Raw genomic sequence first — 25,422 nt, 5'->3', positions numbered from 1 at the left:
GCGTCAGGCGGATCGGCGTGCGGCCCAGCGCCCCTCGGCCCGCAGGATCGCGAGCGGGAAGTCGAACGCGTGCGACACCGCCGACGACGTGATGACCTGGTCCGAGGTGCCCTGGGCCACCGCGGCGCCGTCGCGCAGGAGCATCGCGTGCGACGTCGAGGCCGGCAGGTCCTCCAGGTGGTGGGTCACCATGACGCTGCCGAGGCCCGGGTGCCGGTGCCGCAGGGCGTCGACGGTCTCGAGCAGGTGCTCCCGGGCGGCGACGTCCAACCCGGTCGCGGGCTCGTCGAGCAGGAGCAGCTGGGGCTCGGACATCAGGGCCCGGGCGATGAGGGCGCGGCCCCGCTCGCCCTGCGACAGCACCGGCCACCGGGCGTCCCGTCGCGCCGTGAGCCCCACGTCGGCGACGTGCTGCTCGGCCAGGGCGACCTGTTCGGCCGAGGGTTCCCACCGCATCATGAGGTCCGTCGTGCCGGTCAGGCCGGTCAGCACCGTCTCGAGGACGGTGAGCGGCGACAGCATGCGGTGTCGGGGGTCGACGTGGCCGATGTGCTGACGGAGTTCGCGGACGTCGACGCGTCCGAGTCGGCGACCGAGGACCTCGACCGTGCCCGCGGTGGGGTGTCCGGTCGCGCCGAGGACGGCGAGCAGGGTGGACTTGCCGGCACCGTTCGGTCCGAGCAGCGCCCAGTGCTCGCCGCGGCGGACGGTCAGGTCGATGTCGTGCAGCAGGTCGCGGCCGGAGCGCGTGACGCGGACCCCGGTGGCGTGGATCAGGACGTCGTCGCGCGCGTCGGTCATGACCCCATCGTGCCCCACCGCGCCGTGACGTCGTCCACGTGGGCTCGTGCGACGTCGACGAACCGGCGGGCAGCGGCTCGGGCGGTCTCGACGTCGCCGCTGCCGGCGGCCGCGTCGAGCGTGAGCCAGAGCGCTTCTGCGTCCCACTGCCGGAACGCGGGTGCCTCGGGCAACGCGTAGGCGAGCCGGGCCATCGCGAGGCGCAGGGCCTTACGCACCCAGCGGTTGCCGGACTGTTCGGACAGGAAGCGTGTGACCGCGAACGAACTCTCCGTGTACCGGTGATCGCGCACCTGGCCGTCCGCGCGTGCCCGTGCGACGAGCGTGCGGAACTCCTCGAGCGCGGGGCCCCGCAGGCCGGGCAGGACGTGGACGGCGCCGTGGGTGAAGACGCCGGTGAGCAGCTCCATCGTGTCGCGCCAGGTTGCGAGCGACGGTTGCCCGACGCGGTACCGGCCGTCGTCGTCGTCGACGAGCCCCAGGTCGTGCAGCCAGCGCAGTGCTCCGTGCACCTGCTCGGGTGTGGCACCGGTCCGTGTCACGAGGTCCTCGAGCCGATGTGTGGACCCCACCGCCAACGCGCCGGAGCGGACGTCTCGCAGCAGGGTACGGCCGACCGGACCGACGCGGTCTTCGGTGGTGTCGTCCGCCGGGCGGTGCGTCCGCGGGATCCCGACGTTCCGCCGGTGGACCTCGAACAGCCCGTCCATGACCTCGGCCGCCGCCGTCGCCACGGCCGGGTCACCGGACTCCACCGCGCGGGACGTGGTGGCGAACCAGGTGTGCACCTCGTGGACCGACCAGAGCTGCGTCGGGACCCGGGCCCACCGCATCCGCTCGAACGCACGCAGGCCCAGGCTGCGCACCAGGGTGTTTGGGGAGTGCTCGAACCAGAACTGGCAGGCGGCGGAGAACACCGTCGGGTACTCCGGCAACCGGAGTGCCGCAGTGGTGCGAGCCCGCGCGACCCGGCGGTCGAGTTCGGCGTGGAGCTGAGGGGTGAGCGCCGGGATGGTCGCGCGGAGGGCCGGGCCGACCAGCGCGACCCAGAAGTCGAGCGTGTCCGAGAGGTCGGCATCGGACAGTTCGTCGTACCACCACGAGCCGTCCGGGCGCCGGGACAGGATGCCGAGGTCCTCGAGGCGAGCCGCCGCTGCACGGACCCGGCCGCGAGGCGTGCCCCACTCCCACCCCAGTGCGTCGAGGTCGACGGGCACCGGTCCACGCGGGCCGGTGCGGACGTGGGCGAGCAGGGACGCGTAGGCGTCGTCGTTCGCCGCCGCCCAGGGGTCGGCGTCACCCCACTCGCCGACGACCACGGGTCAGCCGCGGTCGGCGCGGACCGCCTCGATGTGCTGTTCGAAGTTGCGGGTGAGGGCTCGACCGGCCTCGGCGGCCCCTTCACCGTCACGCTCGGTGAGGGCCTCGCGCAGGATCGAGAAGAACGCCTCGGATCCGTACTGCTCGAACGGCGGCGTCGGGTTGAGCGTGAAGCGGACCCGCTCCATGGCACCCACGGCCGCGTTCTGCACCAGGGGGTTGCCGGAGTGCTCGACGGCGAACTCGATGATCTCGGTGAGGGCGCCGCTGAAGCCGTAGTCCCGCACCTTGCGCATGCGGTCGGCCTTGTCGAGCAACGCGGTGAGGGCTTCGACGTCCTCGTCGCTGTACTCGGGGACGCCCCAGCGCAGGCTGAGCTCGAAGAACCCTGCGGTCGCGCGGGTCGCGGTGACCCAGTCGTCGAAGGTGGGCGTGGCGACGCGGGTGTACCGGTTCGCCTCCATCTCGACCAGGCCGATGTCGACGAGCTTCGCGATCGCCTCACGGATCGGGGTGCGACTCACACCCAGCCACTGGACCAGCTCGTCGTCGTTCAGGCGCTCGCCGTGCTGCAGCGTGCCGTCACGGAGCGCCGCGAGCATCTTGTCGTAGACGACGTCGCGCAGGAGCTTCCGGGGAGAGCTCTCCACGGTGGACTTGGGGACCGGCATGTCATCTCCTCGAGGACGAAATCGACACTCGAAATCCTAGCGTGCCAATATGCAAACGTTTGCTAAAAAACGCCGGGATTCAGCCCGCAACGGCGACCACGGTGCGACCGTGCACCCGCCCTGCGACCACCTCGGCGCCGACCGTGATCGCCTGCTCGAGCGTGACGGTGCGGGTGACGTCGGCCAGCAGCGCCGCGTCGAGGTCGGTCGCCAGCCGGTCCCACGCTCGACGGCGGAGCTCCGGTGGGGCGTCGACGGAGTTGATGCCGAGCAACGAGACCGACCGCAGGATGAACGGCAGCACGGTCGTCGGCAGCGCGGAGTCCTGCGCCAGCCCGCAGGCCGTCACCGCGCCACCCCACCGGGTCGAGGCCAGCACGTTCGCCAGGGTGGCCCCGCCGACGCTGTCCACCGCTCCGGCCCACGTGGCACGCTGCATCGGCTTGCCCGGCTCGGACAGTGTGCCGCGTTCGATGACCTCGGTGGCACCGAGCCGGCGGAGCGAGTCCGTGTTGGCCGAGCGACCCGTCGACGCCGTCACCCGGTACCCGCGGGCCGCGAGCAGGGCGATCGCCACGGTGCCGACCCCGCCGGACGCGCCGGTCACGAGCACCGGCCCGTCGTCCGGCGCGACGAAGCGCTCGAGCGCCAGCACGCTGAGCATCGCGGTGAACCCCGCCGTGCCGATGGCCGCCGCGAACGAGTCGTCGATCGTCTCGGGCAGCACGACGAGCGATCCGGACGGCACGACCGCCTGCGCCGCCCAGCCCCCGTGCCTGCTCTCACCCAGGCCGGCACCGTTCAGCACCACCCGGTCGCCGATCGCCACCTCGTGCACGCCGGGACCGAGCCCGGACACCGTGCCCACGACGTCGATCCCCGGAACGAGCGGGTCGAGCCGAGCGACACCGGGGTTCCGCGCCAGGGCCAGCCCGTCCTTGTAGTTGACGCTCGAGTACGTGACGTCGACCAGGACCTCGCCCTCGGCCGGATCCGGCAGGTCGACGTCGGTGACGGTGGGCGGGGTTGCACTGGACACGAGGACGGCGCGGGTCATGCGCCGGACGCTACCCCCCTCCCTCGCAGGCTCGGTCGGCGCGCCTGGCATGCCGCTGGCGCGTCATCGCCGAGCCGGTCGCGCCCGGCGGTCTGCCCGCTCTTTCCCAGAACGTGCGCGATGGCTGGTGGGATCGGGCGTACCGGGGCGGAACAACCGACGGGGTACGCCCGATTCGACCAGGTGCGCCCGAAACAGCCCCCAGCCCCCAGCCCGGCCCAGCCCGCTCAGCCGAACATGATGGCGGCCTCGTCGAAGCGCGCCTGCGGCACCGTCTTGAGCTCGCCGAGCGCCTCCTCGAACGAGACGTGCTCGATCTCGGTGCCCCGGAGCGCCACCATCCGGCCCCAGCGCTCCTCGACCACGGAGTCGATCGCCGCCAGGCCGAGCCGGGTCGACAGCACCCGGTCGTACGCCGTCGGCGTGCCGCCGCGCTGGATGTGCCCCAGGGTCGTGGCCCGCGTCTCGATGCCCGTCATCTCCTCGATGAGCGGCGCGAGGCGCTCGCCGATGCCACCGAGCCGCGGGCGCCCGAAGGCGTCGAGGCCACGCTCGGTGTGCGCGGTGTCCTCGTGGTCGGGGACGAAGCCCTCGGCCACCACCACGAGCGGGGCACGACCGCGGTCGTAGGCGGCCCGCACCCACTTCGCGATCTGTTCCATGCTCGTCTTCTGCTCGGGGATGAGGATCGCGTGCGCGCCCGCTGCCATGCCGGAGTGCAGCGCGATCCAGCCCACGTGCCGGCCCATCACCTCGGCGACCATGCAGCGCGAGTGCGACTCGCCCGTGGTGCGCAGGCGGTCCATGGCCTCGGTCGCGATGGCGACGGCGGTGTCGAAGCCGAACGTGTAGTCGGTCGCACCCAGGTCGTTGTCGACGGTCTTCGGCACGCCAACGATCTTCAGCCCGGCGTCGGTGAGGCGCTTCGCGGCGGCCAGGGTGCCCTCGCCGCCGATCGCGACGATGGCGTCGATGCCGTGCTTCTCGAGCATCCGCTCGATGTTCTCGACCCCGCCGTTGGGGCCCTCGAACGGGTTCGTGCGGCTGGTGCCGAGGATGGTGCCGCCCTGCTTCGCGATGCCCTGGATGTCCTTGCGGCCGAGCGGGACGATGTCGCCGTCGACCACGCCGCGCCACCCGTCGCGGAAGCCGACGAAGTCGTGGCCGTAGATGGCGATGCCCTTGAGGACGATCGCGCGGATGACCGCGTTCAGGCCGGGGCAGTCGCCTCCGGAGGTGAGGATGCCGATGCGCATGGTGAACTCCGTCGTCGGGTGGTGGGGATCACTGCCCATCATGACTGACGGTGGTTCAGCATTACCATCCCCGTGTGTCCCTGCTCGCTTCCGCCGCCGCCGTCGACGACGCTGGTGCGTCCGGTGACGCGTCGCGCGTCGACACGGTGTACCGGCCTGGAGGCGCGGTGGACGTCGCGTCGACCCTGCGGCCCCTGCAGCGCGGCTCCGGCGACCCGGCCTTCCAGGTGGCCGGCGGTGTCGTGTGGCTCGCGCTGCAGACGCCCTCCGGCCCCGCTTCCGTCGCGATCCGGCGGGCCGGCGACACCATCGCGGTCTCGGCGTGGGGGAGCGGAGCGCCCTGGGCCGTTTCCCACGCTCCTGAGCTGCTCGGTCGCGGCGACGACTGGTCGTCGTTCGACGTCTCCGGCAACGAGTTCCTGGCCGCGGCACGACACCGGCAGCCCGGGCTCCGGCTGCTCCGCACGAACACCGTCGTCGCGATGCTCGTGCCGGCGATCATGGAGCAGAAGGTGACCTCGCGTCAGGCGTGGGGCGCGTGGCGGTACCTGCTCCGTCGGCACGGCACCCCGGCGCCCGGCCCGGCACCCGCGGGCATGATGGTGCCGCCCGACGCCCGGACGTGGGCTCGGATCCCGAGCTGGGAGTGGCACCGGGCCGGCATCGAACCGGGGCGCTCGGCGACCGTGATGCGCGCCGTGCAGCTCGCGCCGGCACTCGAGCGGACCCTGGCGCACGGCCGCGGCGGCGAGGCCGTGTCCACGAAGCTGCAGTCGATCCCCGGGGTCGGCCGGTGGACCGCCGCCGAGACCGCGCAGCGATCCCACGGCGACCCGGACGCACCGAGCGTGGGGGACTTCCACGTGCCGGCGCTCGTCGGCTGGGCGCTGACCGGTTCGCCGGTCGACGACGACGGGATGCTCGAGCTGCTCGAGCCCTGGCGCGGGCACCGGGAGCGCATCGTGCGCCTGATCGCCGGCTCGGGGTTCCGGAAGCCGTCGTTCGGGCCGCGGATCACGATCCAGGACCACCGCGGCCACTGAGCGGTCGTCCGCAGAACACCGGTGTTCGCGCGTCGCACACCGGCACGCGCGTGTTCGGAGCGTGAACACCGGTGTCTCGCAGGGTGTCAGGGGTGGCGGGTGCCCTCGCCGGCCAGGACGGCGCGGTAGCCCTCGCGGAACGTCGGGTACTGCGGTGTCCACCCCGTCGACCGGAGCAGCGTGTTGGACAGGCGCTTGTCGCCGCCGGCCTGCCGTGCGTCGCCCTCGCCGGTGGACGGCTCGGCGACGTGGAGCTCGTCGGCCAGGAACCGCAGCACGTCGTCCAGTCGGCTCGGCTCGTCGTCGGTACCCAGGTAGAGCGGTGCCGGGTCGGGCAGCGCCGCCAGGTGCACGAGTGCGGCGGCAGCGTCGTCGCGGTGGATGCGGTTCGTGTGCGGTGAGGTGCCCGGCGCCAGTCGCGCGGACCCGGACCGGACCTGGTCGATGAGTCGCTCGCGGCCGGGGCCGTAGACGCCCGACAGCCGGACCAGCACGGCGCCGGGAGACCGTTCGCGCAGCAGGACCTCGGCCTCGACCAGGACCTCGGCGGTCGGGGTCGCACCACGCGCCGGGGTCTCCTCGGTGACCTCGCTGCCGTCGGCGACGTCGTAGACCGCGGTCGAGGACACGACGAGCACCCGGGGGTCGGCGTCCGAGGCGTCGATGCCGTCGAGCACGTTGCGCAGACCGTCGACGTAGGTGGCGCGGTACTCGTCGACGTCGCGGCTGCCGGCGGCGAAGGCCACGACGACGACGCTCGTGTCGGCCGGGATCGCGGGGACCTCGTGGCGCAGGTCGACGCTCCGGCCGGTGATCGGCGCGGGGACCAGCTCGGCGCGGCGGCGGAGTCCGATCACGCGGTGGCCCTGGTCGGCGAAGCGCAGGCCGGCTTCGGTCCCGAGGTCGCCGCATCCGGCGATGACGACTGTCGTGGAGTTCTGCACGGCTCGACACTGGCACGGCCGGTTGGTGGAAGGCGGGGAGGCGCGCACATCACGGATCACTAGGGTCGGCGCATGGGGCGGCAGCGGCGACGGGTGGTGCGTGACGTGGCGATCGCCGTGCCCCCGTTCGTCGAGATCGCGCTCGTCGTCGCCGGCTCGATCGTCTCCGTCGGAGCCGTGGGGGAGAGCGCTGCGTCGTGGGCGCCGTTGTCGTGGCCGCTGTACGCCGTGCTCGGGACGTTCCCGTTCGCGGTCGGCGCGCTCGTCGCTGCGGTGCGGCTCCGCGGACTCGAAGCCAGGACGCCGGCGATCTGCTTCGCTGCCCTGTCGGTGGCCGTGGGTGCCATCCCCTTCGTCGGGATGCTGAGCGTCTTCGTACAGTTCTGGAGTGTCTCGCCTAGATGAGAACGGTTATCGTCTAGATGACCCTCATCCGCACCGCACTCAGGAGCTCCATGTCCGCTCGACCTCCACGTCTCCTCCCGGCACTCGTCATCGCGGGGCTCGTCCCGCTCGTCGCCACCGCGATCGCCGTCCCCGCCTCGGCTGCACCCACCGTGACCCGGACCGCCCACCACAGCTGGCTCGTCACGGCCGACCCGACCGCGAAGCGCGTGTACGTCAACGACGCCGTGACCGGCAGGCGGACCGCCACCCTGAGCGGGATCGAGTTCGGCACCCACGCGGGCTCGGTGCAGCTCGGCCACGGGCAGATCGCGTTCATGGACGAGTCGAAGCCGCAGCTCGACGTCCTGGCCATCGGCCCCCGCGGTACGGCCCGCATCGCGCAGCACTACGCGATCCCGAACGGCGACGGCCGGTGGGAGCGCGCCGGCTGGCTGTCCACCGACACGGCGCGGCGTCACCTGGCGGTCGGGTCCGACTTCGACGGCTCCGAGCGCCAGCGGGTCACGGTGATCGACCTGCGGCGGAAGACGGAGCACACCGCTCGGATCGACACCTCGGCCGTGCAGCTCGCCACGACGGGCAAGCGCGGCACCGAAGAGGTCGAGACGTTCCTGGTCGGCAGCCCCCTGCGCCTGGTGGTCACCGCGGGCGGACGACTCGACGCCTACTCCGTGTCCGCGATCATGCAGGGTGCGACCCACCCGCGCCCCGTCGCGACCACGCCCCTCGGCGCCTACCCGCACGGCCCGATCGTCAACGCCACCGGGACGGTGATCGGCTCCGACCTGGCCGCCGGCGTGCAGACCGTCCGGGTGACACGGACCGGCTTCACGGGCTCCCGGTCCGTCGCCTACCCGAAGCCGAGCGTGCAGAGCTACCGGCCCCGCATGGCACCGGACGGCACGACCGTGGTCGGCACCCAGGCCGGCACCACGGCCGCGGGGACCCCGTGGAACGCCGTCCCCGCCTACCTGACCACCTCGTCGACGTCGTCGGGAAGGATCAGCAGCGTCGACCTCGGCACCGGTTCCTTCACCCGGGTCGCCGTGACCGCGCGGTTCGCCGCCGTCGCGCTGACGTCGGGCACCGGCGACTCGCTCGTCCTGGTGCGCAAGCAGGCCGACGGCGTCTACTCCGGCCGGACGACCTCGGTCGCGCTCACGCCGCTGCGCAAGGGCCCCGTCGCCGGACAGCCCGCCACCGGGGCGTCGGTGCGGTTCACCGCCGCGACCGACGACGGCCGCAGTGTGTTCGTGACGCGGGGCGACGAGGGGAAGATCACCCAGATCGACACCGCCGGTGCGACGCCGTCCGTGCTCCGCACCATCACGCTGCCCACGGCGCTCGCCGGGGGTGGGTACATGACGACGGTCGACTCGACGATGAGCCCGTACGACCTCAGCGGTCGCTGATCGTTCGTCGATCGACAACCGGCCGCCGACCGCCCCACGGGGTGGTCGGCGGCTAGGGTCCTGGTGTGATCGTCTGGTTGAACGGAACACACGGGGCGGGCAAGACGACGACGAGCCGACTGCTCCAGCCGCTGCTGCCCGGCTCGCGGGTCCTCGATGCCGAGAAGGTCGGCGAGGTGCTGATGGACGTCACGCCGGGGCTGCCGGCCAGTGACAACTTCCAGCACTGGGACCCGTGGCGGCCGCTCGTGGTCGAGACCGCCCGCCGGGTGCACGACTACGTGGGCGGACCGCTCATCATGCCGATGACGGTCCTGGTCGAGGCCTACTGGCGCGAGATCGCCGCGGGACTCGCCGCCCACGGCATCCCGGTCCGGCACTTCGTGCTGCACGTCGACGAGCCGACGCTCCGCGACCGGATCCAGCACGACCCGATCGTGGGCCCGTCGACGTTCCGGTTCGCGTACGTCGACGCCTACGCCGAAGCGGCGCGCGGCTGGCTGCACGCCGAGGCCGAGGTCATCGACGCGACCGACACCCCGGCCAGCGAGGTCGCCCGCGCCGTCGCGGACGCGGTGACGTCAGAGCGCTGACCGGCGGTGACGTCAGAGCGCTGACAGCACGAGCTCCCGGATGCCGGGGCGCTCCGGCTGCCCGTGGTCGACCAGCACCGCCCGCATCCCGGCCGCCCTGGCACCGACCACGTCGCGCTCGGGGTCGTCGCCCACGAAGAGACAGTCCGCCGGGTCCACGCCGAGCTCCCGCGCCAGGGTTCCGAACGCGCGGACGTCCGGCTTCTGGAACCCGATGCGTTCCGAGGTGCAGACGACGTCGAACGCGTCGGCCAGCCCGGTCCGTGCGAGCTTGTCGCGTTGCTGGGTCTCCGTGCCGTTCGTCAGGAGCCCGAGGCGGTGTCCGTGCTCGCGCAGCTCGTGCAGCAGCGGCAGGCTCTCGGGGAAGAGCCGCCACGCGTCCCGGTACGCACCCGAGTAGTCGTCGAACACCGCGTCCAGGCCGGCGTCGTCCTCGGCGACCACGACACCCAGCGGCGGCAGGACCGTGCGGAGCCGTGCGCGTCGCTGTTCCTGGAAGCTGATCGCCCCGGACCGCCAACGCTCGAACTGCTCGTCCTCGGCCGTGAACCAGTCGCGGAGGACCGCCTCCGTGGCCTCGACGCCGAAGCCCTGCAGGAACCGGGTCACGCCCGCCCGAGCCGACCCGTGGTGGTCGAACAGCGTGCCGTCCAGGTCGAAGCCGATCGCTCGCGGAGTCCCCACGTGCCCAGGCTAGGGCCGCTCCCGGTCCGTGCGGACCCTGCGAGGTGAACAGCTGCGGACCCCCGCGAGGTGCACAGCACTGTCCGCCGCACGCAGCCCCGGGGTTCGCCACCGCCCGGATCATGCCGGAGACTGGTCCGGGCCACTCACGAAGCGGCCCGCCCCACCACCAGCAAGGAAGGCTCCGCATGCCCGAGCTCCCCGTCGTGTTCGAAGTCGGCTCGATGATCGCCCTGGTCGCGATCCTGCTCGCCGACCTGCTCATCGTCGCGCGTCGCCCGCACGTGCCGACGCTGCGCGAATCCGGCATCTGGGTGGGCGTCTACGTCGGGCTGGCGCTGGTCTTCGCGGTGCTCATGCTGGTCTTCGCCGGCGGCGACTCGGCCGGGCAGTTCCTGGCGGGCTGGCTGACCGAGTACAGCCTGAGCATCGACAACCTGTTCGTGTTCGTCATCATCATGGCGCGCTTCTCGGTGCCGAAGAAGATCCAGCAAGAGGTGCTGCTGCTCGGCATCATCATCGCGCTCGTGCTCCGCGGGATCTTCATCCTGGTCGGCGCGCAGCTCATCGAGAACTTCTCGTGGATCTTCTACATCTTCGGTGCCTGGCTGATCTGGACGGCGATCCAGCAGCTCCGCGGCGAGGACGAGGACGACCAGAAGGACAGCTTCATCGTCCGGCTGCTGCGCCGCCGGGTCCGCCTCACCGACACGTTCGACGGCATGAAGTTCCGCACCCACCACGACGGCGTCCGGCACTTCACGCCGCTGCTCGTCGTGCTCATCGCGATCGGCACCACCGACCTGCTGTTCGCGCTCGACTCGATCCCGGCGATCTTCGGCATCACCGAGAGTCCCTTCATCGTGTTCACCGCGAACGTCTTCGCCCTGATGGGCCTGCGGCAGCTCTACTTCCTGCTCGGCGGCCTGCTCGAGCGCCTGGTCTACCTGAAGTACGGCATCGCCGTGATCCTGGCCTTCATCGGTGTGAAGCTCGTCCTGCACGCGCTGCACGACAACGAGCTGCCGTTCCTGAACGGCGGCCACCACATCGAGTGGGCACCGGAGATCAACACGTGGGTGTCCCTGCTCGTGATCGTCGCCGCGATGGCCGTGTCGACGCTGGCGAGCCTCGTGCGCATGCGCGACGAGACCCCCGCGACCGACGACGGCGCAGCCGAGATCGACCAGGACCGAGCCGACCAGGACCCCGCCCGGACCTCCGACTGAAAACCCGTTTGAACGATCCGCTCCGCTCTCTCGTTGTCTGGGTATGGCACTCCGCAAACGCACCAAGGTCATCATCGGGATCTCCGCCGGCGTCGTCGTCGTGGCGGCAGCAGCCGTCATCGCCGGCCCGGTCATCTACGCGAACACCGTCAACGGCCAGGCCGCGGCAGCACCCTCGCTGTCGGCGTCCTCGTCCGGCACCCTCGACGCGAAGGACGCCGACGGCACCTGGACCAGCAAGAGCAGCTCGTACGCCGGGTACCGGGTGCACGAGGTCCTGCAGGGGAATGATGTGAACGTGGTCGGTCGCACGAAGGACGTCAAGGGCACCGCCGTCGTCGACGGCGGCTCGCTCACCAAGGCGTCCGTCACCGTGCAGGTCGGCAAGATCAGCACCCCCGAAGCCGCACGCGACGAGTACTTCCGCTCCACCGCACTGCAGACCGACAAGTACCCGACGGCGACGTTCGAGCTCACCAAGCCCGTCGACGTCACGAAGGCGCTCGACGGCTCCACGCAGGACGTCACCCTGACCGGCACGATGGAGCTGCACGGCGTCGAGAAGCCGGTCACGGCCGACGCGCAGGTCGCGGTCGGCAAGGGCGGCACCGTCCAGGTCGCCGGCACCGTGCCGATCACCTTCGCCGACTACGGCGTGAAGGCCCCCTCGCTCGGCTTCGTCACCGTGGACGGGAAGGGCTCCGTCGAGTTCTCCCTCGACCTCGGGAAGTGACCGTGACGAGCCGTTCCGCGGACGAGTTGCTCGCGACGCTGTACCGCGAGCACGGTGACGCGCTCACGCGGTACGTCCGGCACCTCACGCGGGACGGCTCGACGGTCGAGGACGTCGTGCAGGAGGCGATGGTCCGCGCCTGGCAGCGCCCGGCCGTGCTCGAACGGGCACCCGACAGCGCACGGGCGTGGTTGTTCACGGTGGCGCGCAACCTGGTCGTGGACGAGGCGCGCTCCGCACACAACCGGCGCGAGCACGGCACCGAACACCAGGTGGAACGGATCGAGTCGGACAGCACGGACGCCGTGCTGGACCGGATCGTGGTCGCCGACGCACTCGCGTCGCTGACCCCGGACCACCGCCGCGTGGTGGTCGACGCGTACTGGCTCGGGCACACGGTGCCGGAGATCGCACGACGACACGACATCCCGGAGGGCACCGCCAAGTCGCGGCTGCACTACGGGCTGCGAGCCCTCCGGCTCGCACTGCAGGAACGAGGAGTGACCCGATGAGCGACGACAAGTACGCAGAGTGGGATGCGGCGTACGTCCTCGGGTCGCTCCCGGCGAGCGAGCGCCTGGAGTACGAGCGACACATCGAGAACTGCGACCGCTGTGCGGCCGCCGTCGCCGAGCTGGTCGGTCTGCCGGGTCTGCTCGGCAAGCTGCCGGCCGACCAGGCGATCGAGATCGCGGAACCGGACGGGAGGCCCGACACCCGTTCCGAGAGCGACCTCGCCTCCGTCGCGCACCGCGTCCGACACCGTCGCCGCCGTCGCCGGGTCTGGGTCGCCGCCACCGCGGGGCTCGCGGTGGTCGCCGCCGTCCTGGGCGGGCTCGCGGTCGGGGCAGCGGGGGAGCGCACCACGGTGCAGGCCGGCTCCGCGCCGACCGCTGCGGCCACCGCCGACCGGTACGACATGAGCGGCGTGCAGGGCCTCGACGTCAAGCTGGCCGTCAGCGGCGAGCAGTGGGGCACCCGCTTCGACTGGGGGTGCTCGTACGGCGGCAAGGCGTGGTCCCCCGACGGGTCGATCCTCTACGACCTCGTCGTCGTCCGGAACGACGGCACGACGCAGACCGTCGGCTCGTGGACGGCTGCCGGTGCGGATGCGCGCGGACTGTCGGCCTCGACGGACATCCCGCGCGACGACATCAGGAGCGTCCAGGTGCGGCTGCGCGGTGAGCGCGGCGCGCTCGCCGTCGTCACGCTCTAGCCGGCGTCGGCCTCGTCCGCAGCGTCGTCGGGGCCGACGGCGTCCTGGACGCGCGCGCTGACGGACCGCAGCGTCTCGGCGTCGGTCCCCACGGGCCTCCAGAACAGGTCCTCCAGCGCACCGGTGTGCGCGCGGATGCCGGCGAGCACCGCTCGACGACCGTCCGCGGTCATCACCACCCAGCTGCCGCGCGCGTCGCTCGGGCAGTCGGCGCGCTCGACCAGGCCGCGGGCCACCATCCGCGTGACCTGGTGGCTCACGCGCGACTTCTCCCAGCCGATCCCCGTGGCGATGTCCCGGACGCGCAGACGGTGGTCGGGGTCGCGGTGCAGGCCGATCAGGATCTCGAACTCGGGGACCGAGATGCCGGCTCCCGCCTGGACGGCCCGGTCGAGCGCCCGGTCGAGCCGTCGCCAGGCGTCGTGGTACGCGTCCCAGGTGACCCAGTCGTGGCCACCGTTGCCCTCCGTCGACATGCCGACCAGCGTATCCACCGGGCGGGGCATCGGACCGCGCCACGGGTGCTTTCATCCGCTCGGATGACTCCTGGCCGACGTACGGCGTGCTCCGAGGCCGCGTCGGACGTGCGGCATACGATCGGGGGATGCCGAGTGCTCGCCTCCAGGACACCACCGATGACGCCGTCGCGCTCGTGCGCCGGTGGCTGGCGGCGTCCGCCGGGGTGAAGCCCGACCCGGGTGCGGCCCGTCTGGCCCAGGTCCTGCGCGACGAGCAGGGCCTCGACTTCACCCGTGGTTTCGTCGACAAGGTCGTCCGTCCCGAAGACCCCCGGGTCGCCGCGCGCAACCTCGAGCAGCTGAGCCGTGACGTCCCCGACTTCCTCGCCTGGTACCTGCGCGGTGCGGTGACGCTGGGTGGCGGGTTCGCCACCATGGCGCCGTGGGCCGTGATCCCCACCGCGCGCCGGATCCTGCGCCGGATGACCGGGCACCTGGTGATCGACGCGAGCACGAGCAAGCTCGGTCCCGCGCTCGCCAAGCTCCGCGGACCGGGCACCCGCCTCAACGTGAACCTGCTCGGCGAAGCCGTCCTCGGCAGCGCCGAGAGCGACCGACGCCTGCAGGGCACGATGGACCTGCTCGCCCGCGACGACGTCGACCACGTGTCGATCAAGGTGAGCGCCGTCGTGCCGCAGACCTCGCCGTGGGCCTTCGACCAGACCGTCGAGCGCGTCGTCGACCGGCTCGTCCCGCTGTACCGCCTGGCCGCGGCGCCGACGGCCGCCGGACGCCCCGCCAAGTTCATCAACCTCGACATCGAGGAGTACCGCGACCTCGACGTCACCCTCGCCGTGTTCCGGACGCTGCTCGACCGTGACGAGTTCGCCGACCTGCAGGCCGGCATCGTGCTGCAGGCCTACCTGCCCGACGCCGCCGGAGCGCTCGACGCGCTGACCGAGTGGGCGCAGGAACGCCGGTCGCGCGGCGGAGCCCCGATCACGGTGCGGCTCGTCAAGGGCGCGAACCTCGCGATGGAACACGTCGACGCGATCGTGCACGGGTGGCCCCTCGCCACCTGGGGCAGCAAGCGCGAGACCGACACCGCCTACCTCCGGATGCTCGACGCCGCGCTGACGCCGGAACGCACCGACGCCGTGCGGATCGGGGTCGCCGGGCACAACCTGTTCGACCTCGCCACCGCGTGGGTGCTCGCCCAGCGGCGCGGGGTGACCGACGCCGTCGACGTCGAGATGCTGCTCGGCATGGCGTCCACCCACGCACAGGCCGTCCGCGCCGACGTCGGGCAGATCCTGCTCTACACGCCCGTCGTCCAGCCCGACGAGTTCGACTCCGCCATCGCGTACCTGGCGCGCCGCCTGCAGGAGAGCGCCAGCCCCGAGAACTTCCTCGCCGCCGCGTCCGACATCGACCACGACGCCAGCGTGTTCGAGCGGGAGCACAGCCGGTTCCTGGCATCCGTCGCCGCACTCGACGAACCCGTCCCCGCCAGCCACCGCACCCAGGACCGCCACCGCGCGCTCGGTGAACCGGTCCTGCGGGACGCGTTCCGGAACGCCCCCGACACCGACCCGTCCGTCGCCGCGAACCGGGCCTGGGCACTCGACGTCCTGCGCCGGGTGCCGCGCTCGCAGCTCGGTGCGCAGACGATCCGTGGGGCGAAGGTCGCCGACCGCTCCAAGCTCGAGCGGATCATGGCCCGGACCGCCCAGGCCGGCGTGAACTGGGGCCGACAGGACCCGTCCGACCGCGCCGAGCTCCTCGACCTCATCGGGCACGAACTCGAGACCCGCCGCGCCGACCTGATCGAGGTCATGGCCGCCGAGACCGGCAAGACCTTCACCGAGGCCGACACCGAGGTGACCGACGCCGTCGACGCCGCCCACTACTACGCCGAGCGCGCTCGCCGCCTCGGGGACGTCGAGGGCGCGCAGTACGTGCCGCCACGGTTGACCGTCGTCGTGTCACCGTGGAGCTCCCCCGTCGCGGTCCCCGCCGGGGGCGTGCTGGCTGCGCTCGCCGCGGGCAGCGGTGTCGTGTTCAAGCCCGCACCCGAAGCGAAGCGCTCGGGGGCCGTGCTCGCCGACGTGCTCTGGGACGCCGGGGTGCCGCACTCGCTGCTGCAGCTCGTCGACCTGGCCGAGGACGAACTCGGCCGCGACCTCGTCGGCCACCCCACGGTCGACCGCATCATCCTGACCGGCTCGTCCGACACCGCCCGCTCGTTCCGCTGGTGGCGCGCCGGGCTGCCGCTCAACGCCGAGACGAGCGGCAAGAACGCCATCGTCGTCACGCCGAGCGCCGACCTGGACCTGGCGGTGCAGGACATCGTGCGGTCCGCCTTCGGGCACGCCGGGCAGCAGTGCTCGGCGGCGTCGCTGGTGATCCTGGTCGGGTCGGTGGGCGAGAGCGAGCGCTTCCAGCGGCAGCTCGTCGACGCCACCCGCACGCTCCGGGTGGCGTGGCCCGACGACCCCACGGCGCAGGTCGGCCCGCTCATCACGGAGCCGCAGGGCGCCCTCCGTCAGGGTCTGACCGAGCTCGGCCCGGGGGAGTCCTGGCTCGTGCAGCCCGAGGCGGTCGACGACTCCGGTCGGCTCTGGTCGCCGGGCATCCGCGACGGTGTCCGCCCCGGCAGCGACTTCCACCAGACCGTGTACTCGGGCCCGGTGCTCGGCATCATGCGGGCCGAGACCCTCGAGCAGGCCATCGCGATCCAGAACGGCACCGACTTCGGGCTGACGGCGGGCATCCACTCGCTCGACGTCGACGAGGTGTCCGAGTGGCTCGCCCGTGTCCGCGCCGGCAACCTCTCCGTCAACCGCGGCACCACCGGTGCCGTCGTCGGGCGCCAGCCGTTCGGCGGCTGGAAGGGTTCGTCGGTCGGTACCGGCACCAAGGCCGGCGGTCCGATGTACGTCGCGACGCTCGGCAGGTGGCTGCCCACGCCCCGCACGGTGCACCGGAGCATCCAGCTGCACGGCCTGCCCCCGCGCGTGACCGCGGTGATCGAGGCCGCACGCAGCGGGCTGTCGTTCGAGGAGTTCGACCGTGTGCGCGCCGGTGCCCTGAGCGACGTCCGTGCACGCGAGACCCTGTTCCGCTCGCAGGACCTGGCGGGACTCGTGGTGCAGCGGAACGTGCTGCGCCACCGTCCCCAGTCCGTCATCGTGCGCCAGGCCGAGGACGCCTCGACCGTGGACCTCGTCCGGACGCTCGTCGCCGCGACCTCGGCACGGGCGCACGTCCTGCTGAGCACGGCTCGGCCGCTGCCCGGCCCCCTCACCCAGCTGCTGGCGGGGAACCGGTCGCCGCTCGACGTCGTCGACCACCTGGTCGAGTCCGACCAGGAGTTCCACGCCCGCGCGTCGTCGGGGGCGGTGTTCCAGGCGGACTGGTCCAGCGGTCAGGACGACGAGCCCGTCGACGCGCTCGAGGCCGTGCTGTCACAGGGGCAGGACCGCCCGGCACACACGGCGTTCGGTGGTCCCGGGGCCCGCATCCGGCTGCTCGGCGGCGACTCCCAGGCCCTCGAAGAAGCACTGGGCGCGAGCATCGACGTCGCGATCCACGACGCCCCCGTGGTCGAGGCCGGCGTGATCGAGATGCTGCCGTACCTGCGCGAGCAGTCGGTGTCGATCACCGCGCACCGGTTCGGCGACGTCGACAGCGAGTTCTCCGAGCTGCGCGTCTGAGCAGTTCCGCGCGTTGCGTTTCGCTTCGTGAGCAGAAGAGGTCGGATCCCCAGACGGGACCCGACCTCTTCTGCTCACGAAGTGCCCCGGGGATCAGTCCTCGGCGTCACCCGCTTCTTCGTCCTCGACGCCGGTCTCGGCCATGCGGTCCCGCAGGTGGTCTGCCATCGCGCCGGCACCTTCACCGGCGTGGTCGTGGTCGACCTGCTCGATCAGACCCTGCAGCTTCTCGTGGTTCGTGGCATCGGTGGCACCGTCCATGACGGGCTCGGTCTGCTCGTTGTCGCTCATGCTCCGGACGCTACGCCGCGGTTGCTGCGGAACGGTAGTGGAGCTCGACCGCCCCGCCGTCGAACCGCGTGGTGCCGACGAGCTCGAACACCGGGGTCGGTGCGGCGACCGGCAGCAGGGGTGCTCCGGCACCGAGCGCGACCGGCATCACGGTGACCCGCAGCTCGTCGAGGATGCCCGCCTGCTGGTACTGCGCCGCGAGCAGTCCGCCGCCGACGACCCAGACGTCACGGCCGTCGGCCACGCTCTCGAGGTCGGCCTGGTGGTCGCCGACCTCGCCGGAGACGAAGCGCACGTCGGCACCGTCCGGCACCGGCAGGTCTCGCGTCGTGAACACCCACGTCGCCAGGTCCGGGTACGCCCACGTGTCGTCGTGCTCGAGCAGCCACTCGTACGTCGTCGACCCCATCGCGATCGCGCCGACGCCCGCGTAGAACCGGTCGTGGTGCTCCTGGAACGGTTCGAAGCCGAACTGCAGCAGCCAGTCGAGGTCGTCGTCGGGCGCGGCGACGAAGCCGTCCAGCGAGGATGCGACGGAGTAGATCGTGCTCATGCCGGGGACGCTACCGAGCACCCCCGACAGCACTCAGCGCCGACTGCCGCGACCGACGACCGCTGCCTCGGCGATCGCCAGGGCGGCGGCGATCCAGAGCTGGTCGAGCGCGAACCGGCGGCGACGGGGATCGGCGACGGCCAGCGGCACCATCGTCACGCCGTGCAGGGTGTCCACGACGGCGCTCAGGGTGTGCGCGTTGCCGGAACCCGCCCGCGCGACGAGCACGGCCTGTCCGAGCTGTCGGATCCCGAGCACGCCGTGCAGCGCCGCCTGGTCCGACCCTCGGGCCGCACGGCTCAGGTGCCACAGGCCGAGCCCAGCTCGGGCCAGCTCGACGACGGCTGCTCCGGACACGGTCGACGACCGGCGGCTCATCGTCGGCGTCCCGCGACGAGTGCGACGGCCCCGGCGGCACCGAGCACCGCCCCGATGATCCCGTTGCCGACCCGGCGGTGCTCCACCCACCAGGTCTGCGGCGACCAGGCGTGCGCGGACTCGTCGAAGACCCCGTGTGCACCGTGGTCGCCCGGCACCGGCTCGTACAGGTTGTCCCGCATCTCGAGGCCGTCCTTGTCCGGAGCCTGCTGCCCGTCGACCAGGGTCTTGGCGGCGTACCAGTCGGCGAAGCGTCCGCTGATCCGGTTGCCGAGGATCGTGTAGACCGTGGACTCGCCCACCCAGGTGCGGCTGCGCGGCCGCTCGGCCACCGCGGCGATGGCCCGGGCACCGACCTCGGGCTGGTAGATCGGGGCGACGGGCTGCGGGTGGTGCGGCAGCTTCGACTTCACCCACTGGAACTGGATCGTGTTGAGCGCCGGCATGTCCACGCGGGACACCTTGACCTTGCTGCCCTGTTCGCGCAGCTCGGAGACGACGGACTCGGTGAACCCGACGATCGCGTGCTTCGCGCCGCAGTACGCGGCCTGCAGGGGGATCCCGCGGAACCCGAGCGCCGAACCGACCTGGATCACGTGCCCACGACCGCGGGGGACCATCCGCGACAGTGCAGACCGGGTGCCGTTCACGAAGCCGAGGTAGGTCACGTGCAGCGCCCGCTCGAAGTCCTCCGGGGCGGTGTCGAGGAACTTCCCGAACACCCCGACCATCACGCCGTTCACCCACAGGTCGATCGGTCCGAGCTCCCGCTCGGCCCGGTCGGCCGCGGCCTCGACGGCGTCGCGGTCGGAGACGTCGGCGACCAGGGCCAGCCCGCGTCGCCCGGCGGCCTCGACCTCGGCGACGGCGGCGTCGACGCCCTCCTGCCCGCGGGCCAGCACGGCCACGTCCCACCCCCGTGCGGCGAGCTCCCGGACGGTCGCCCGTCCCAGTCCTGCGGATCCACCGGTCACCACTGCCACTCGAGTCATGGCTCCCTTGTACCTGCGGTCGCCCGTGCACCACTCAGCCGCTGTCCCCCGACGACCCGTGCCTCCGGATGGTGGCCGAGCATGATGGTGGTGTGGACACGCGAGACGACCCCGTGGAACCGGAGCCGGACGCGGAGCCGCAGCCGCGCTGGATCCGCCGGACGCCGATCGTCCCCGAGCAGTGGTGGGGTCCGCCGACGGCTCTGGCAGTCGGGGTGATGGCGATCGTGGCGATCGGCATCTGGTTGCAGCGTCCCGCCCTGCCCGTCGTGATCCCGGTCGGCGCCGTGGTGCTGGTCGGTGCGTTCGTGCTCGCGGTCGCCGGGCGGCGTGCGTACTGGTACCCGAGTCGGGCGGAGGCTTGGCACTTGCATCGCACACAGGTCCTCGTGTGGAACGTGGTCGGCGTCGCGTTGTCGGTGTTCGCCTTCGCGGTGGGAGCACGGACGCTCCTGATCGGGTACCTGGTCGTCGCGACGGGCCTGTACACGATGCGACGCGACGACCCGACGCGGTTCGAGCGGCGCGGTCGTGCGGTGGCGTCGGCGGCCGTCGCGGTGGTGGCGGCCGTGTTCGCGGTCGTGGCGTTGACGGTCCCGGTCGTCGACGAAGCGCACGCATCGCTGTGGATCGGGTGGAGCGTCCTGGTCATCCCGGTCGCCGTCGTCGTCGCGGTGCTGAACTGGCGAGCCGCGTCGAGGACGGCCCAGCCCGACCTCGACGGGGCGGAGGCCGTCGAGGGTCAGCGACCGGGACCGGAGCCGGGCACCGATCCGCTCAGCGCCCCCGACCGAACCGCGTCGTGACCCCCGGCGAGTAGAGCACCGAGTCCGGCTCGAGCTCGGTCAGCCCGAAGGGCAGCCCGGCCGCCCCGACCAGGTCGTCCCGCAGCGACACCACCGAGGCCCGGTGCAACGGCCACGGCTCGTGCTCGTTCGGCCAGAAGCGCGTCCGTCTGGCCCGGTGCACGTGCATGCCCCACCGCGCCGTCAGGAACGTCTCGAGGGCCCCTGGCTCGTCGAGTGCCTCGCCCACCCGGATGTCGAGCATCGACCGCAGGTGGGTGCCGTGCCGACGCATCGCGTACCCGACGCGGCCGTCACCGCTGCGCGACTCGGCGACCGCCCACCGGTACGGCAGGCCCGTCGCGACGCGCGCCCCGATGGTCGGCAGGAGCTTGCCGGCGTCGAGCGACAGGAACACCACCCCGCGCTGTCCCTGCTCGTCGACCGTGTAGACGCGGACGTTCAGCTCGACGAAGTCGCCGATGCTCCCGGTCGAGAACGGCGGGAACCGGGTGTCCTCGAACCGGAACGCGATGAGGCCCACCCAGGTGGTCACGCCGTCGTCGGTGCCGTCGAGCGCCATCGTGTCGGGCCGTGTGCCGGCCGGTAGCAGCGGCGCCACCGCCGACACGTCGACGCGCCAGTGCACGAAGACGACGTCGAGCCAGTCCTGCGAGATCCAGGGACGGCCCGGCAGGCCGGGGGCGACGGGCTGGAGGCCCGGGGCGCTCTGGGTGGGTCGGGTGTCGGTCACGATGTGGTCGCCTCCGGTTCGATGTGGGCTGCGACGGGTGCGTCGTCCCACCCGCGCTGCGGGGTGTCGCAGGTGCCGCGGAACACGTACTGCGAGGGACGCTTCCGCTCGCTCGACGTCCAGTCGATGGCCGGCCGTCGTCGTTCCGGGGGCAGGTACCCGATCCGGTAGACGGCCATCAGCTCGAGCGACTCGGGCACGCGGAGCAGTCCCTCGATCTCCTCCCACGCGCCGGGGGTCTCCATCGGGAAGGACACGAACTGGATCCCCAGGCCGAGCTCGGTCGTCGCGAGCCAGATGTTCTCCATCGCCGCGCCCATGCTGAACACCGAGTAGAAGCCGGACAGCTCCTCCTTCCGGTACTCGTGGCGGTCGAGCATCACGCCGAGCAGCAGCGGCGACCCGGCGACGAGCTTCCGGTTCTCCTCACCCAGGGTCTGCGGCACCCGGAGCGTGTTCATGAGCAGCTGCCCGCGCTTCGTGAACACCTGCTTCGTGAACGGCCGAAGCGGCCCGGGGAGCTTGTCGAACAGCATCCCGTCGCGTCGCTCGTCCATCTCTGCCTTCGAGAACCGGAAGTACGGCTTGTACCGCTCGAAGAACGTTCCCTCGGCCATGGTGCGGGTCATCGAGCTGCCGCTGATCTCGGCGACACGGTCGATCGTCTGGCGCTCCTCGATCAGCACGAAGCGCCACGGCTGACTGTTGAGCTGCGACGGCGCCCGGCCGGCGAGCTCCATGAGCAGCCGCTGGTGCTCGTCCGACACCGGATCGGGCAGGAACGGCCCGTTCGTCGTGCGTCGTCGTCGGATGGCCTCGAACAGCTCCACTGCTCACCTCTCTGATCGCCTGCGGGCGAGCACGGCCCCCAGGTAGGACGGTGCGGCGGCGACCGCGACCTTCCAGTGTGCTCCGGAGCGCGGGTTGGTGCGTGGAGCGACCGCCAGGGGCACGAGTGCCGGCAGCAGGAACAGTGCGGTCCGGTCGCGGGTCCACGCGGGGGGCGTCGCGGCGACGCCGGTCAGGGTCGCGGTCGCGACGAACAGGCCGTGGTGCACGACACGGAGCTTCTTCGTGCGGATCAGCCGCACGGCGACCGCGGTGCCCCACAGGCAGTTCGCGACGTAGGCGAGGCCCGCAGCGGTGACCAGCTGCCGGGCCGGACGCGATCCCGTGGGCGGTGATCCGCGCCTCCCGGCCGTCTTCCGTCCCATGCGTGGGACGCTACGCGGTCTCTCGACTGACGAGCTTGGAGAGCACGATCGCGGAGCGGGTGTGGTCGACCTGGGGTGCGAGGCGGACCTTGTCGAGCGCCTCCTCGAGCGCGGACAGGTCCTTCGAGCGCATGTGCACGACGGCGTCGGCGCTGCCGGTGACCGTGCCGGCGTCGATGACCTCGGGGACGGTGTCGAGCAGGGCACGCAGCTCGTCGGGCGAGACGGTGCCGCGGCAGTAGAGCTCGACCCAGGCCTCGGTGCCGCGGTCCTCGACGGCGGGGTCGACCTTGATCGTGAAGCCCTGGATGACGCCGTCACCGACCAGCCGGTCGACACGGCGCTTGACGGCCGAGGCCGAGAGTCCGACCACCGACCCGATGTCGCCGTAGCCGGCGCGGGCGTTGTCCCGGAGCTGATCCAGGATGCGGTGGTCGAGCGTGTCCATTTGTCCCCTATCGTACGCGGACTTGTTGCGAGGCCGGTGGGTCTCGCGCACGAAACGTGCGTCACCCGAACGGGTGTCACGCCGTCGGGGCCCCCGTACTGCACTTGCTGGACGGTGTGTGTCAGGATCGGAGTGGCGTCGATGCTTGAGTGACACTGTTCCGCTGCGGTGAGTCTGTGGAAGGATCGACTCGGCGTCGACCTGGTCCGCTGCGGTGAGTGAGCCTGCATCTCACCGGAGCTCTTCTCCTCGTTCCGTTTCGGTTCCTGGCAGGCTCGGGCCCCGGTCCCTTCCAGGAGGACTGATGTCGAACACCGCACCCGCCCCCGAGTCCGTCGCCACCCCGGCCCGTGTCGCCACGAAGCGCACGATCCTGATGTGCAAGCCGGACTTCTACACCGTGAGCTACCGGATCAACCCGTGGATGCACCCGGAGGAGCCGACCGACACGTCGAAGGCCGTCGAGCAGTGGGAGTCGCTCGTCGCCGTCTACGAGCAGCTCGGCTTCGACATCTCGTACATCGACCCGATCGACGGCCTGCCGGACATGGTCTACGCGGCCAACGGCGGGTTCGTCCTCGACGGCATCGCGTACGGCGCGAAGTTCCAGTACCCCGAGCGCCAGCCCGAGGGCCCCGCGTACATGGACTGGTTCCGCCAGGCCGGCCTGACCGTCGCCGAGCCTGAGCAGACCAACGAGGGCGAGGGCGACTTCCTGCTCATCGGTGACACCATCTTCGCCGGCACCGGTTTCCGGTCGGACAGCACCTCGCACGACGAGCTCGCGACGATCTACGGCCGCGAGGTCGTCACGCTGAAGCTCATCAACCCGAGCTTCTACCACCTCGACACCGCCATCGCCGTGCTCGACCCCGAGCCCGCCGTCGACGGGACGAGCAACATCGCCTACCTGGAGAGCGCCTTCGACGAGCCGTCGCTGGCGATCCTGCGCGAGCGCTTCCCGGACGCGATCATCGCCACCGAAGAAGACGCCGCGATCCTCGGCCTGAACTCGTACTCCGACGGGTACAACGTCGTGATCGCCGCCCGGGCCGTTCGGTTCGCCGAGCAGCTGCGCGAGAAGGGCTACAACCCGATCGGCGTCGACCTGTCCGAGCTGCTGCTCGGCGGTGGTGGCGTGAAGTGCTGCACCCTCGATCTGCACCCGGTCGGCACCGGCACCTCGGTCGCGCGTTCGCTCGGGGTCAGCTGATGTCTGCGGCAGCGTCGCTCGGGGTCAACACCGCGGCGGCGCTCGCCGTCGAGGACCGCGCCCTCGCGCACAACTACAGTCCACTGCCCGTCGTCATCGCGTCGGGTCAGGGAGCGACCGTCACCGACGTCGACGGCAAGCGGTACCTGGACGGCCTGGCCGCGTACTCGGCGGTGAACTTCGGCCACGGCAACCCGCGACTGCTCGACGCCGCGCGGGCGCAGCTCGACCGCGTGACGCTGACCAGCCGCGCGTTCGTGAACGACCAGCTCGGGCCGTTCGCGGCAGCACTGGCGGCGTTGACGGAGACCGAGATGGTCCTGCCGATGAACACCGGTGCCGAGGCCGTCGAGTCCGCGATCAAGGTGTCCCGCGCCTGGGGCTACCGCGTCAAGGGCGTGCCGGCCGAGCGGGCGACGGTCATCGTCGCGTCCGGCAACTTCCACGGGCGCACCACGACGATCATCTCGTTCTCCGACGACCCGTCGGCCCACGACGACTTCGGGCCGTTCACGCCCGGCTTCCGCACGGTGCCGTACGGCGACGCTGCGGCGCTGCGCGAGGCGATGGACGAGACCGTCGTCGCCGTGCTGCTCGAGCCGATCCAGGGCGAGGGCGGCGTGGTCATCCCGCCGGAGTCGTACCTTCCTGACGTCCGCGCGGTCTGCGACGAGTTCGGTGCGCTGTTCATCGCGGACGAGATCCAGTCCGGCCTCGGTCGCACGGGGCACACGCTCGCGGTGCAGCGCGTCGGGGTGCGTCCCGACCTGATCACACTCGGCAAGGCCCTGGGTGGTGGCATCGTGCCGGTGTCCGCGGTGGTGGGCTCGCGCGATGTCCTGGGCGTCCTGCGCCCCGGCGAGCACGGATCGACCTTCGGCGGCAACCCGCTCGCGGCGGCCGTCGGTGCCGAGGTCGTGGCGATGCTCGGCGAGGGCACGTTCCAGCAGCGGGCCCTCGACGGCGAACCGCTGTTGCGCGGCCTACTCGACGACCTGCTCGGCAAGGGTGTCGTCTCGCACCGGGTCGCCGGACTCTGGGCCGGGATCGACATCGATCCCGCACTCGGCACCGGCAAGGAGATCTCGAAGGACCTCGCCGACCGCGGGCTCCTGGTGAAGGACACCCACGGGTCGACGATCCGCTTCGCACCGCCCCTGGTCGTCACCGACGACGAGGTGCGCTTCGCGATCGGAACCCTGGCCGAGGTGCTCGCCGCGCGCCTGACCTGATCCGCAAAACACCGGTGTTCG

General features: G+C 71.9%; 28 protein-coding genes. 12 read left to right on the top strand and 16 right to left on the bottom strand.

The genetic code is table 11. The features are described from left to right. Positions 1 to 3 precede the first annotated feature (3 nt). The 5 genes from ITJ50_RS02770 to ITJ50_RS02750 all read right to left on the bottom strand — a co-directional run bounded on the left by ITJ50_RS02770 (position 4) and on the right by ITJ50_RS02750 (position 5,105). Positions 4 to 801: an ABC transporter ATP-binding protein gene (locus ITJ50_RS02770; RefSeq protein WP_017887717.1), complete on the bottom strand. Its 798-nt coding sequence runs from the start codon at positions 799 to 801 to the stop codon at positions 4 to 6. Next, entirely contained in the window at positions 798 to 2,120 is a 1,323-nt protein-coding gene (locus ITJ50_RS02765) for a hypothetical protein (RefSeq protein WP_017887716.1), read from the bottom strand. The genes ITJ50_RS02770 and ITJ50_RS02765 overlap by 4 nt, the downstream gene beginning before the upstream one ends. Before the next feature lie 3 nt (positions 2,121 to 2,123). Next, positions 2,124 to 2,792 carry a GntR family transcriptional regulator gene (locus ITJ50_RS02760; RefSeq protein ID WP_017887715.1) on the bottom strand — a complete coding sequence of 223 codons (669 nt, stop codon included), beginning with the start codon at positions 2,790 to 2,792 and terminating at the stop codon, positions 2,124 to 2,126. A 79-nt stretch (positions 2,793 to 2,871) separates the two neighbouring features. After that, positions 2,872 to 3,849, bottom strand: coding sequence for an MDR family oxidoreductase (locus ITJ50_RS02755; RefSeq protein WP_042537980.1), 978 nt, complete (start codon positions 3,847 to 3,849; stop codon positions 2,872 to 2,874). A 227-nt stretch (positions 3,850 to 4,076) separates the two neighbouring features. Continuing rightward, positions 4,077 to 5,105, bottom strand: coding sequence for a 6-phosphofructokinase (locus ITJ50_RS02750; protein WP_031260061.1), 1,029 nt, complete (start codon positions 5,103 to 5,105; stop codon positions 4,077 to 4,079). Positions 5,106 to 5,179: 74 nt separating this feature from the next. Here ITJ50_RS02750 and ITJ50_RS02745 point away from each other — a divergent pair, with 74 nt between their 5' ends. After that, positions 5,180 to 6,148 carry a DNA-3-methyladenine glycosylase family protein gene (locus ITJ50_RS02745; protein WP_193558921.1) on the top strand — a complete coding sequence of 323 codons (969 nt, stop codon included), beginning with the start codon at positions 5,180 to 5,182 and terminating at the stop codon, positions 6,146 to 6,148. A gap of 86 nt (positions 6,149 to 6,234) precedes the next feature. Here ITJ50_RS02745 and ITJ50_RS02740 read toward each other — a convergent pair whose 3' ends face one another. Beyond that, positions 6,235 to 7,092: an NAD-dependent epimerase/dehydratase family protein gene (locus tag ITJ50_RS02740; protein WP_042537979.1), complete on the bottom strand. Its 858-nt coding sequence runs from the start codon at positions 7,090 to 7,092 to the stop codon at positions 6,235 to 6,237. 72 nt (positions 7,093 to 7,164) lie between these two features. On the opposite strand from ITJ50_RS02740, the gene ITJ50_RS02735 reads away from it, so the two are divergent. The 3 genes from ITJ50_RS02735 to ITJ50_RS02725 all read left to right on the top strand — a co-directional run bounded on the left by ITJ50_RS02735 (position 7,165) and on the right by ITJ50_RS02725 (position 9,505). After that, positions 7,165 to 7,497 (top strand): hypothetical protein, encoded by a 333-nt coding sequence (locus ITJ50_RS02735; protein WP_020381114.1) that lies wholly within the window; start codon positions 7,165 to 7,167, stop codon positions 7,495 to 7,497. Positions 7,498 to 7,547: 50 nt separating this feature from the next. Beyond that, positions 7,548 to 8,912: a hypothetical protein gene (locus tag ITJ50_RS02730; protein ID WP_042538049.1), complete on the top strand. Its 1,365-nt coding sequence runs from the start codon at positions 7,548 to 7,550 to the stop codon at positions 8,910 to 8,912. A 65-nt stretch (positions 8,913 to 8,977) separates the two neighbouring features. Beyond that, on the top strand, positions 8,978 to 9,505 hold the full coding sequence (locus tag ITJ50_RS02725) for an AAA family ATPase (RefSeq protein ID WP_042537976.1): 528 nt from the start codon (positions 8,978 to 8,980) through the stop codon (positions 9,503 to 9,505). Between the two features lie 12 nt (positions 9,506 to 9,517). On the opposite strand, the gene ITJ50_RS02720 is transcribed toward ITJ50_RS02725, so the two are convergent. Further along, on the bottom strand, positions 9,518 to 10,189 hold the full coding sequence (locus ITJ50_RS02720) for an HAD family hydrolase (protein WP_052481691.1): 672 nt from the start codon (positions 10,187 to 10,189) through the stop codon (positions 9,518 to 9,520). 188 nt (positions 10,190 to 10,377) lie between these two features. On the opposite strand from ITJ50_RS02720, the gene ITJ50_RS02715 reads away from it, so the two are divergent. From ITJ50_RS02715 to ITJ50_RS02700, 4 genes are read left to right on the top strand one after another with little or no spacing between them, the layout of a single operon-like run. Then, positions 10,378 to 11,418, top strand: a complete 1,041-nt coding sequence (locus ITJ50_RS02715) for a TerC family protein (RefSeq protein ID WP_042537974.1) — start codon at positions 10,378 to 10,380, stop codon at positions 11,416 to 11,418. A 43-nt stretch (positions 11,419 to 11,461) separates the two neighbouring features. After that, positions 11,462 to 12,151, top strand: coding sequence for a YceI family protein (locus ITJ50_RS02710; protein ID WP_017887706.1), 690 nt, complete (start codon positions 11,462 to 11,464; stop codon positions 12,149 to 12,151). Continuing rightward, on the top strand, positions 12,148 to 12,663 hold the full coding sequence (locus ITJ50_RS02705; protein WP_017887705.1) for a sigma-70 family RNA polymerase sigma factor: 516 nt from the start codon (positions 12,148 to 12,150) through the stop codon (positions 12,661 to 12,663). The genes ITJ50_RS02710 and ITJ50_RS02705 overlap by 4 nt, the downstream gene beginning before the upstream one ends. Next, positions 12,660 to 13,367: a zf-HC2 domain-containing protein gene (locus tag ITJ50_RS02700; RefSeq protein WP_017887704.1), complete on the top strand. Its 708-nt coding sequence runs from the start codon at positions 12,660 to 12,662 to the stop codon at positions 13,365 to 13,367. Before ITJ50_RS02705 ends, ITJ50_RS02700 begins: the two co-directional genes overlap by 4 nt. On the opposite strand, the gene ITJ50_RS02695 is transcribed toward ITJ50_RS02700, so the two are convergent. Further along, the gene (locus ITJ50_RS02695; protein ID WP_161598107.1) at positions 13,364 to 13,843 is read right to left on the bottom strand and encodes a MarR family winged helix-turn-helix transcriptional regulator; all 480 of its coding nucleotides are present in this window, start codon (positions 13,841 to 13,843) and stop codon (positions 13,364 to 13,366) included. The two genes, ITJ50_RS02700 and ITJ50_RS02695, sit on opposite strands and share 4 nt — an antisense overlap. 128 nt (positions 13,844 to 13,971) lie before the next feature. On the opposite strand from ITJ50_RS02695, the gene ITJ50_RS02690 reads away from it, so the two are divergent. Then, entirely contained in the window at positions 13,972 to 17,541 is a 3,570-nt protein-coding gene (locus ITJ50_RS02690) for a bifunctional proline dehydrogenase/L-glutamate gamma-semialdehyde dehydrogenase (protein WP_042537973.1), read from the top strand. A gap of 93 nt (positions 17,542 to 17,634) precedes the next feature. Here the strand turns inward: ITJ50_RS02690 and ITJ50_RS02685 are convergent, their stop codons facing one another. The 4 genes from ITJ50_RS02685 to ITJ50_RS02670 are packed head-to-tail and all read right to left on the bottom strand — an operon-like array spanning position 17,635 to position 19,755. Further along, on the bottom strand, positions 17,635 to 17,832 hold the full coding sequence (locus ITJ50_RS02685) for a hypothetical protein (RefSeq protein WP_042537971.1): 198 nt from the start codon (positions 17,830 to 17,832) through the stop codon (positions 17,635 to 17,637). Positions 17,833 to 17,842: 10 nt separating this feature from the next. Then, entirely contained in the window at positions 17,843 to 18,385 is a 543-nt protein-coding gene (locus ITJ50_RS02680; protein WP_214519290.1) for a dihydrofolate reductase family protein, read from the bottom strand. Positions 18,386 to 18,418: 33 nt separating this feature from the next. After that, on the bottom strand, positions 18,419 to 18,763 hold the full coding sequence (locus ITJ50_RS02675) for a hypothetical protein (RefSeq protein ID WP_071249865.1): 345 nt from the start codon (positions 18,761 to 18,763) through the stop codon (positions 18,419 to 18,421). Further along, positions 18,760 to 19,755, bottom strand: a complete 996-nt coding sequence (locus ITJ50_RS02670; RefSeq protein WP_194589864.1) for an SDR family oxidoreductase — start codon at positions 19,753 to 19,755, stop codon at positions 18,760 to 18,762. The genes ITJ50_RS02675 and ITJ50_RS02670 overlap by 4 nt, the downstream gene beginning before the upstream one ends. Before the next feature lie 92 nt (positions 19,756 to 19,847). On the opposite strand from ITJ50_RS02670, the gene ITJ50_RS02665 reads away from it, so the two are divergent. Beyond that, positions 19,848 to 20,561, top strand: a complete 714-nt coding sequence (locus ITJ50_RS02665) for a hypothetical protein (RefSeq protein WP_194589863.1) — start codon at positions 19,848 to 19,850, stop codon at positions 20,559 to 20,561. Here the strand turns inward: ITJ50_RS02665 and ITJ50_RS02660 are convergent. From ITJ50_RS02660 to ITJ50_RS02645, 4 genes are read right to left on the bottom strand one after another with little or no spacing between them, the layout of a single operon-like run. Continuing rightward, on the bottom strand, positions 20,533 to 21,294 hold the full coding sequence (locus ITJ50_RS02660; protein ID WP_056072461.1) for a YqjF family protein: 762 nt from the start codon (positions 21,292 to 21,294) through the stop codon (positions 20,533 to 20,535). The genes ITJ50_RS02665 and ITJ50_RS02660 overlap by 29 nt on opposite strands. Continuing rightward, positions 21,291 to 22,124 (bottom strand): nitroreductase family protein, encoded by an 834-nt coding sequence (locus ITJ50_RS02655; protein ID WP_027467047.1) that lies wholly within the window; start codon positions 22,122 to 22,124, stop codon positions 21,291 to 21,293. Before ITJ50_RS02655 ends, ITJ50_RS02660 begins: the two co-directional genes overlap by 4 nt. 3 nt (positions 22,125 to 22,127) lie before the next feature. Further along, complete coding sequence (locus ITJ50_RS02650; protein ID WP_194589862.1) at positions 22,128 to 22,508, bottom strand: hypothetical protein; 381 nt, start codon at positions 22,506 to 22,508, stop codon at positions 22,128 to 22,130. 10 nt (positions 22,509 to 22,518) lie between these two features. Next, positions 22,519 to 22,956: an Lrp/AsnC family transcriptional regulator gene (locus ITJ50_RS02645; RefSeq protein ID WP_017887694.1), complete on the bottom strand. Its 438-nt coding sequence runs from the start codon at positions 22,954 to 22,956 to the stop codon at positions 22,519 to 22,521. Between the two features lie 304 nt (positions 22,957 to 23,260). On the opposite strand from ITJ50_RS02645, the gene ddaH reads away from it, so the two are divergent. Together ddaH and rocD are read left to right on the top strand one after the other, a co-directional pair. Next, on the top strand, positions 23,261 to 24,169 hold the full coding sequence (ddaH, locus tag ITJ50_RS02640; protein WP_017887693.1) for a dimethylargininase: 909 nt from the start codon (positions 23,261 to 23,263) through the stop codon (positions 24,167 to 24,169). Next, on the top strand, positions 24,169 to 25,401 hold the full coding sequence (gene rocD / locus ITJ50_RS02635) for an ornithine--oxo-acid transaminase (protein WP_194589861.1): 1,233 nt from the start codon (positions 24,169 to 24,171) through the stop codon (positions 25,399 to 25,401). Before ddaH ends, rocD begins: the two co-directional genes overlap by 1 nt. The last annotated feature ends 21 nt before the right edge of the window (positions 25,402 to 25,422 follow it).

The organism is Curtobacterium sp. VKM Ac-2889 (assembly GCF_015350855.1).
Taxonomy (GTDB): Bacteria; Actinomycetota; Actinomycetes; order Actinomycetales; family Microbacteriaceae; genus Curtobacterium; species Curtobacterium poinsettiae.
Note: the sequence above shows the minus strand (reverse complement) of the source record. Positions and strands in the feature narration are given on the sequence as shown.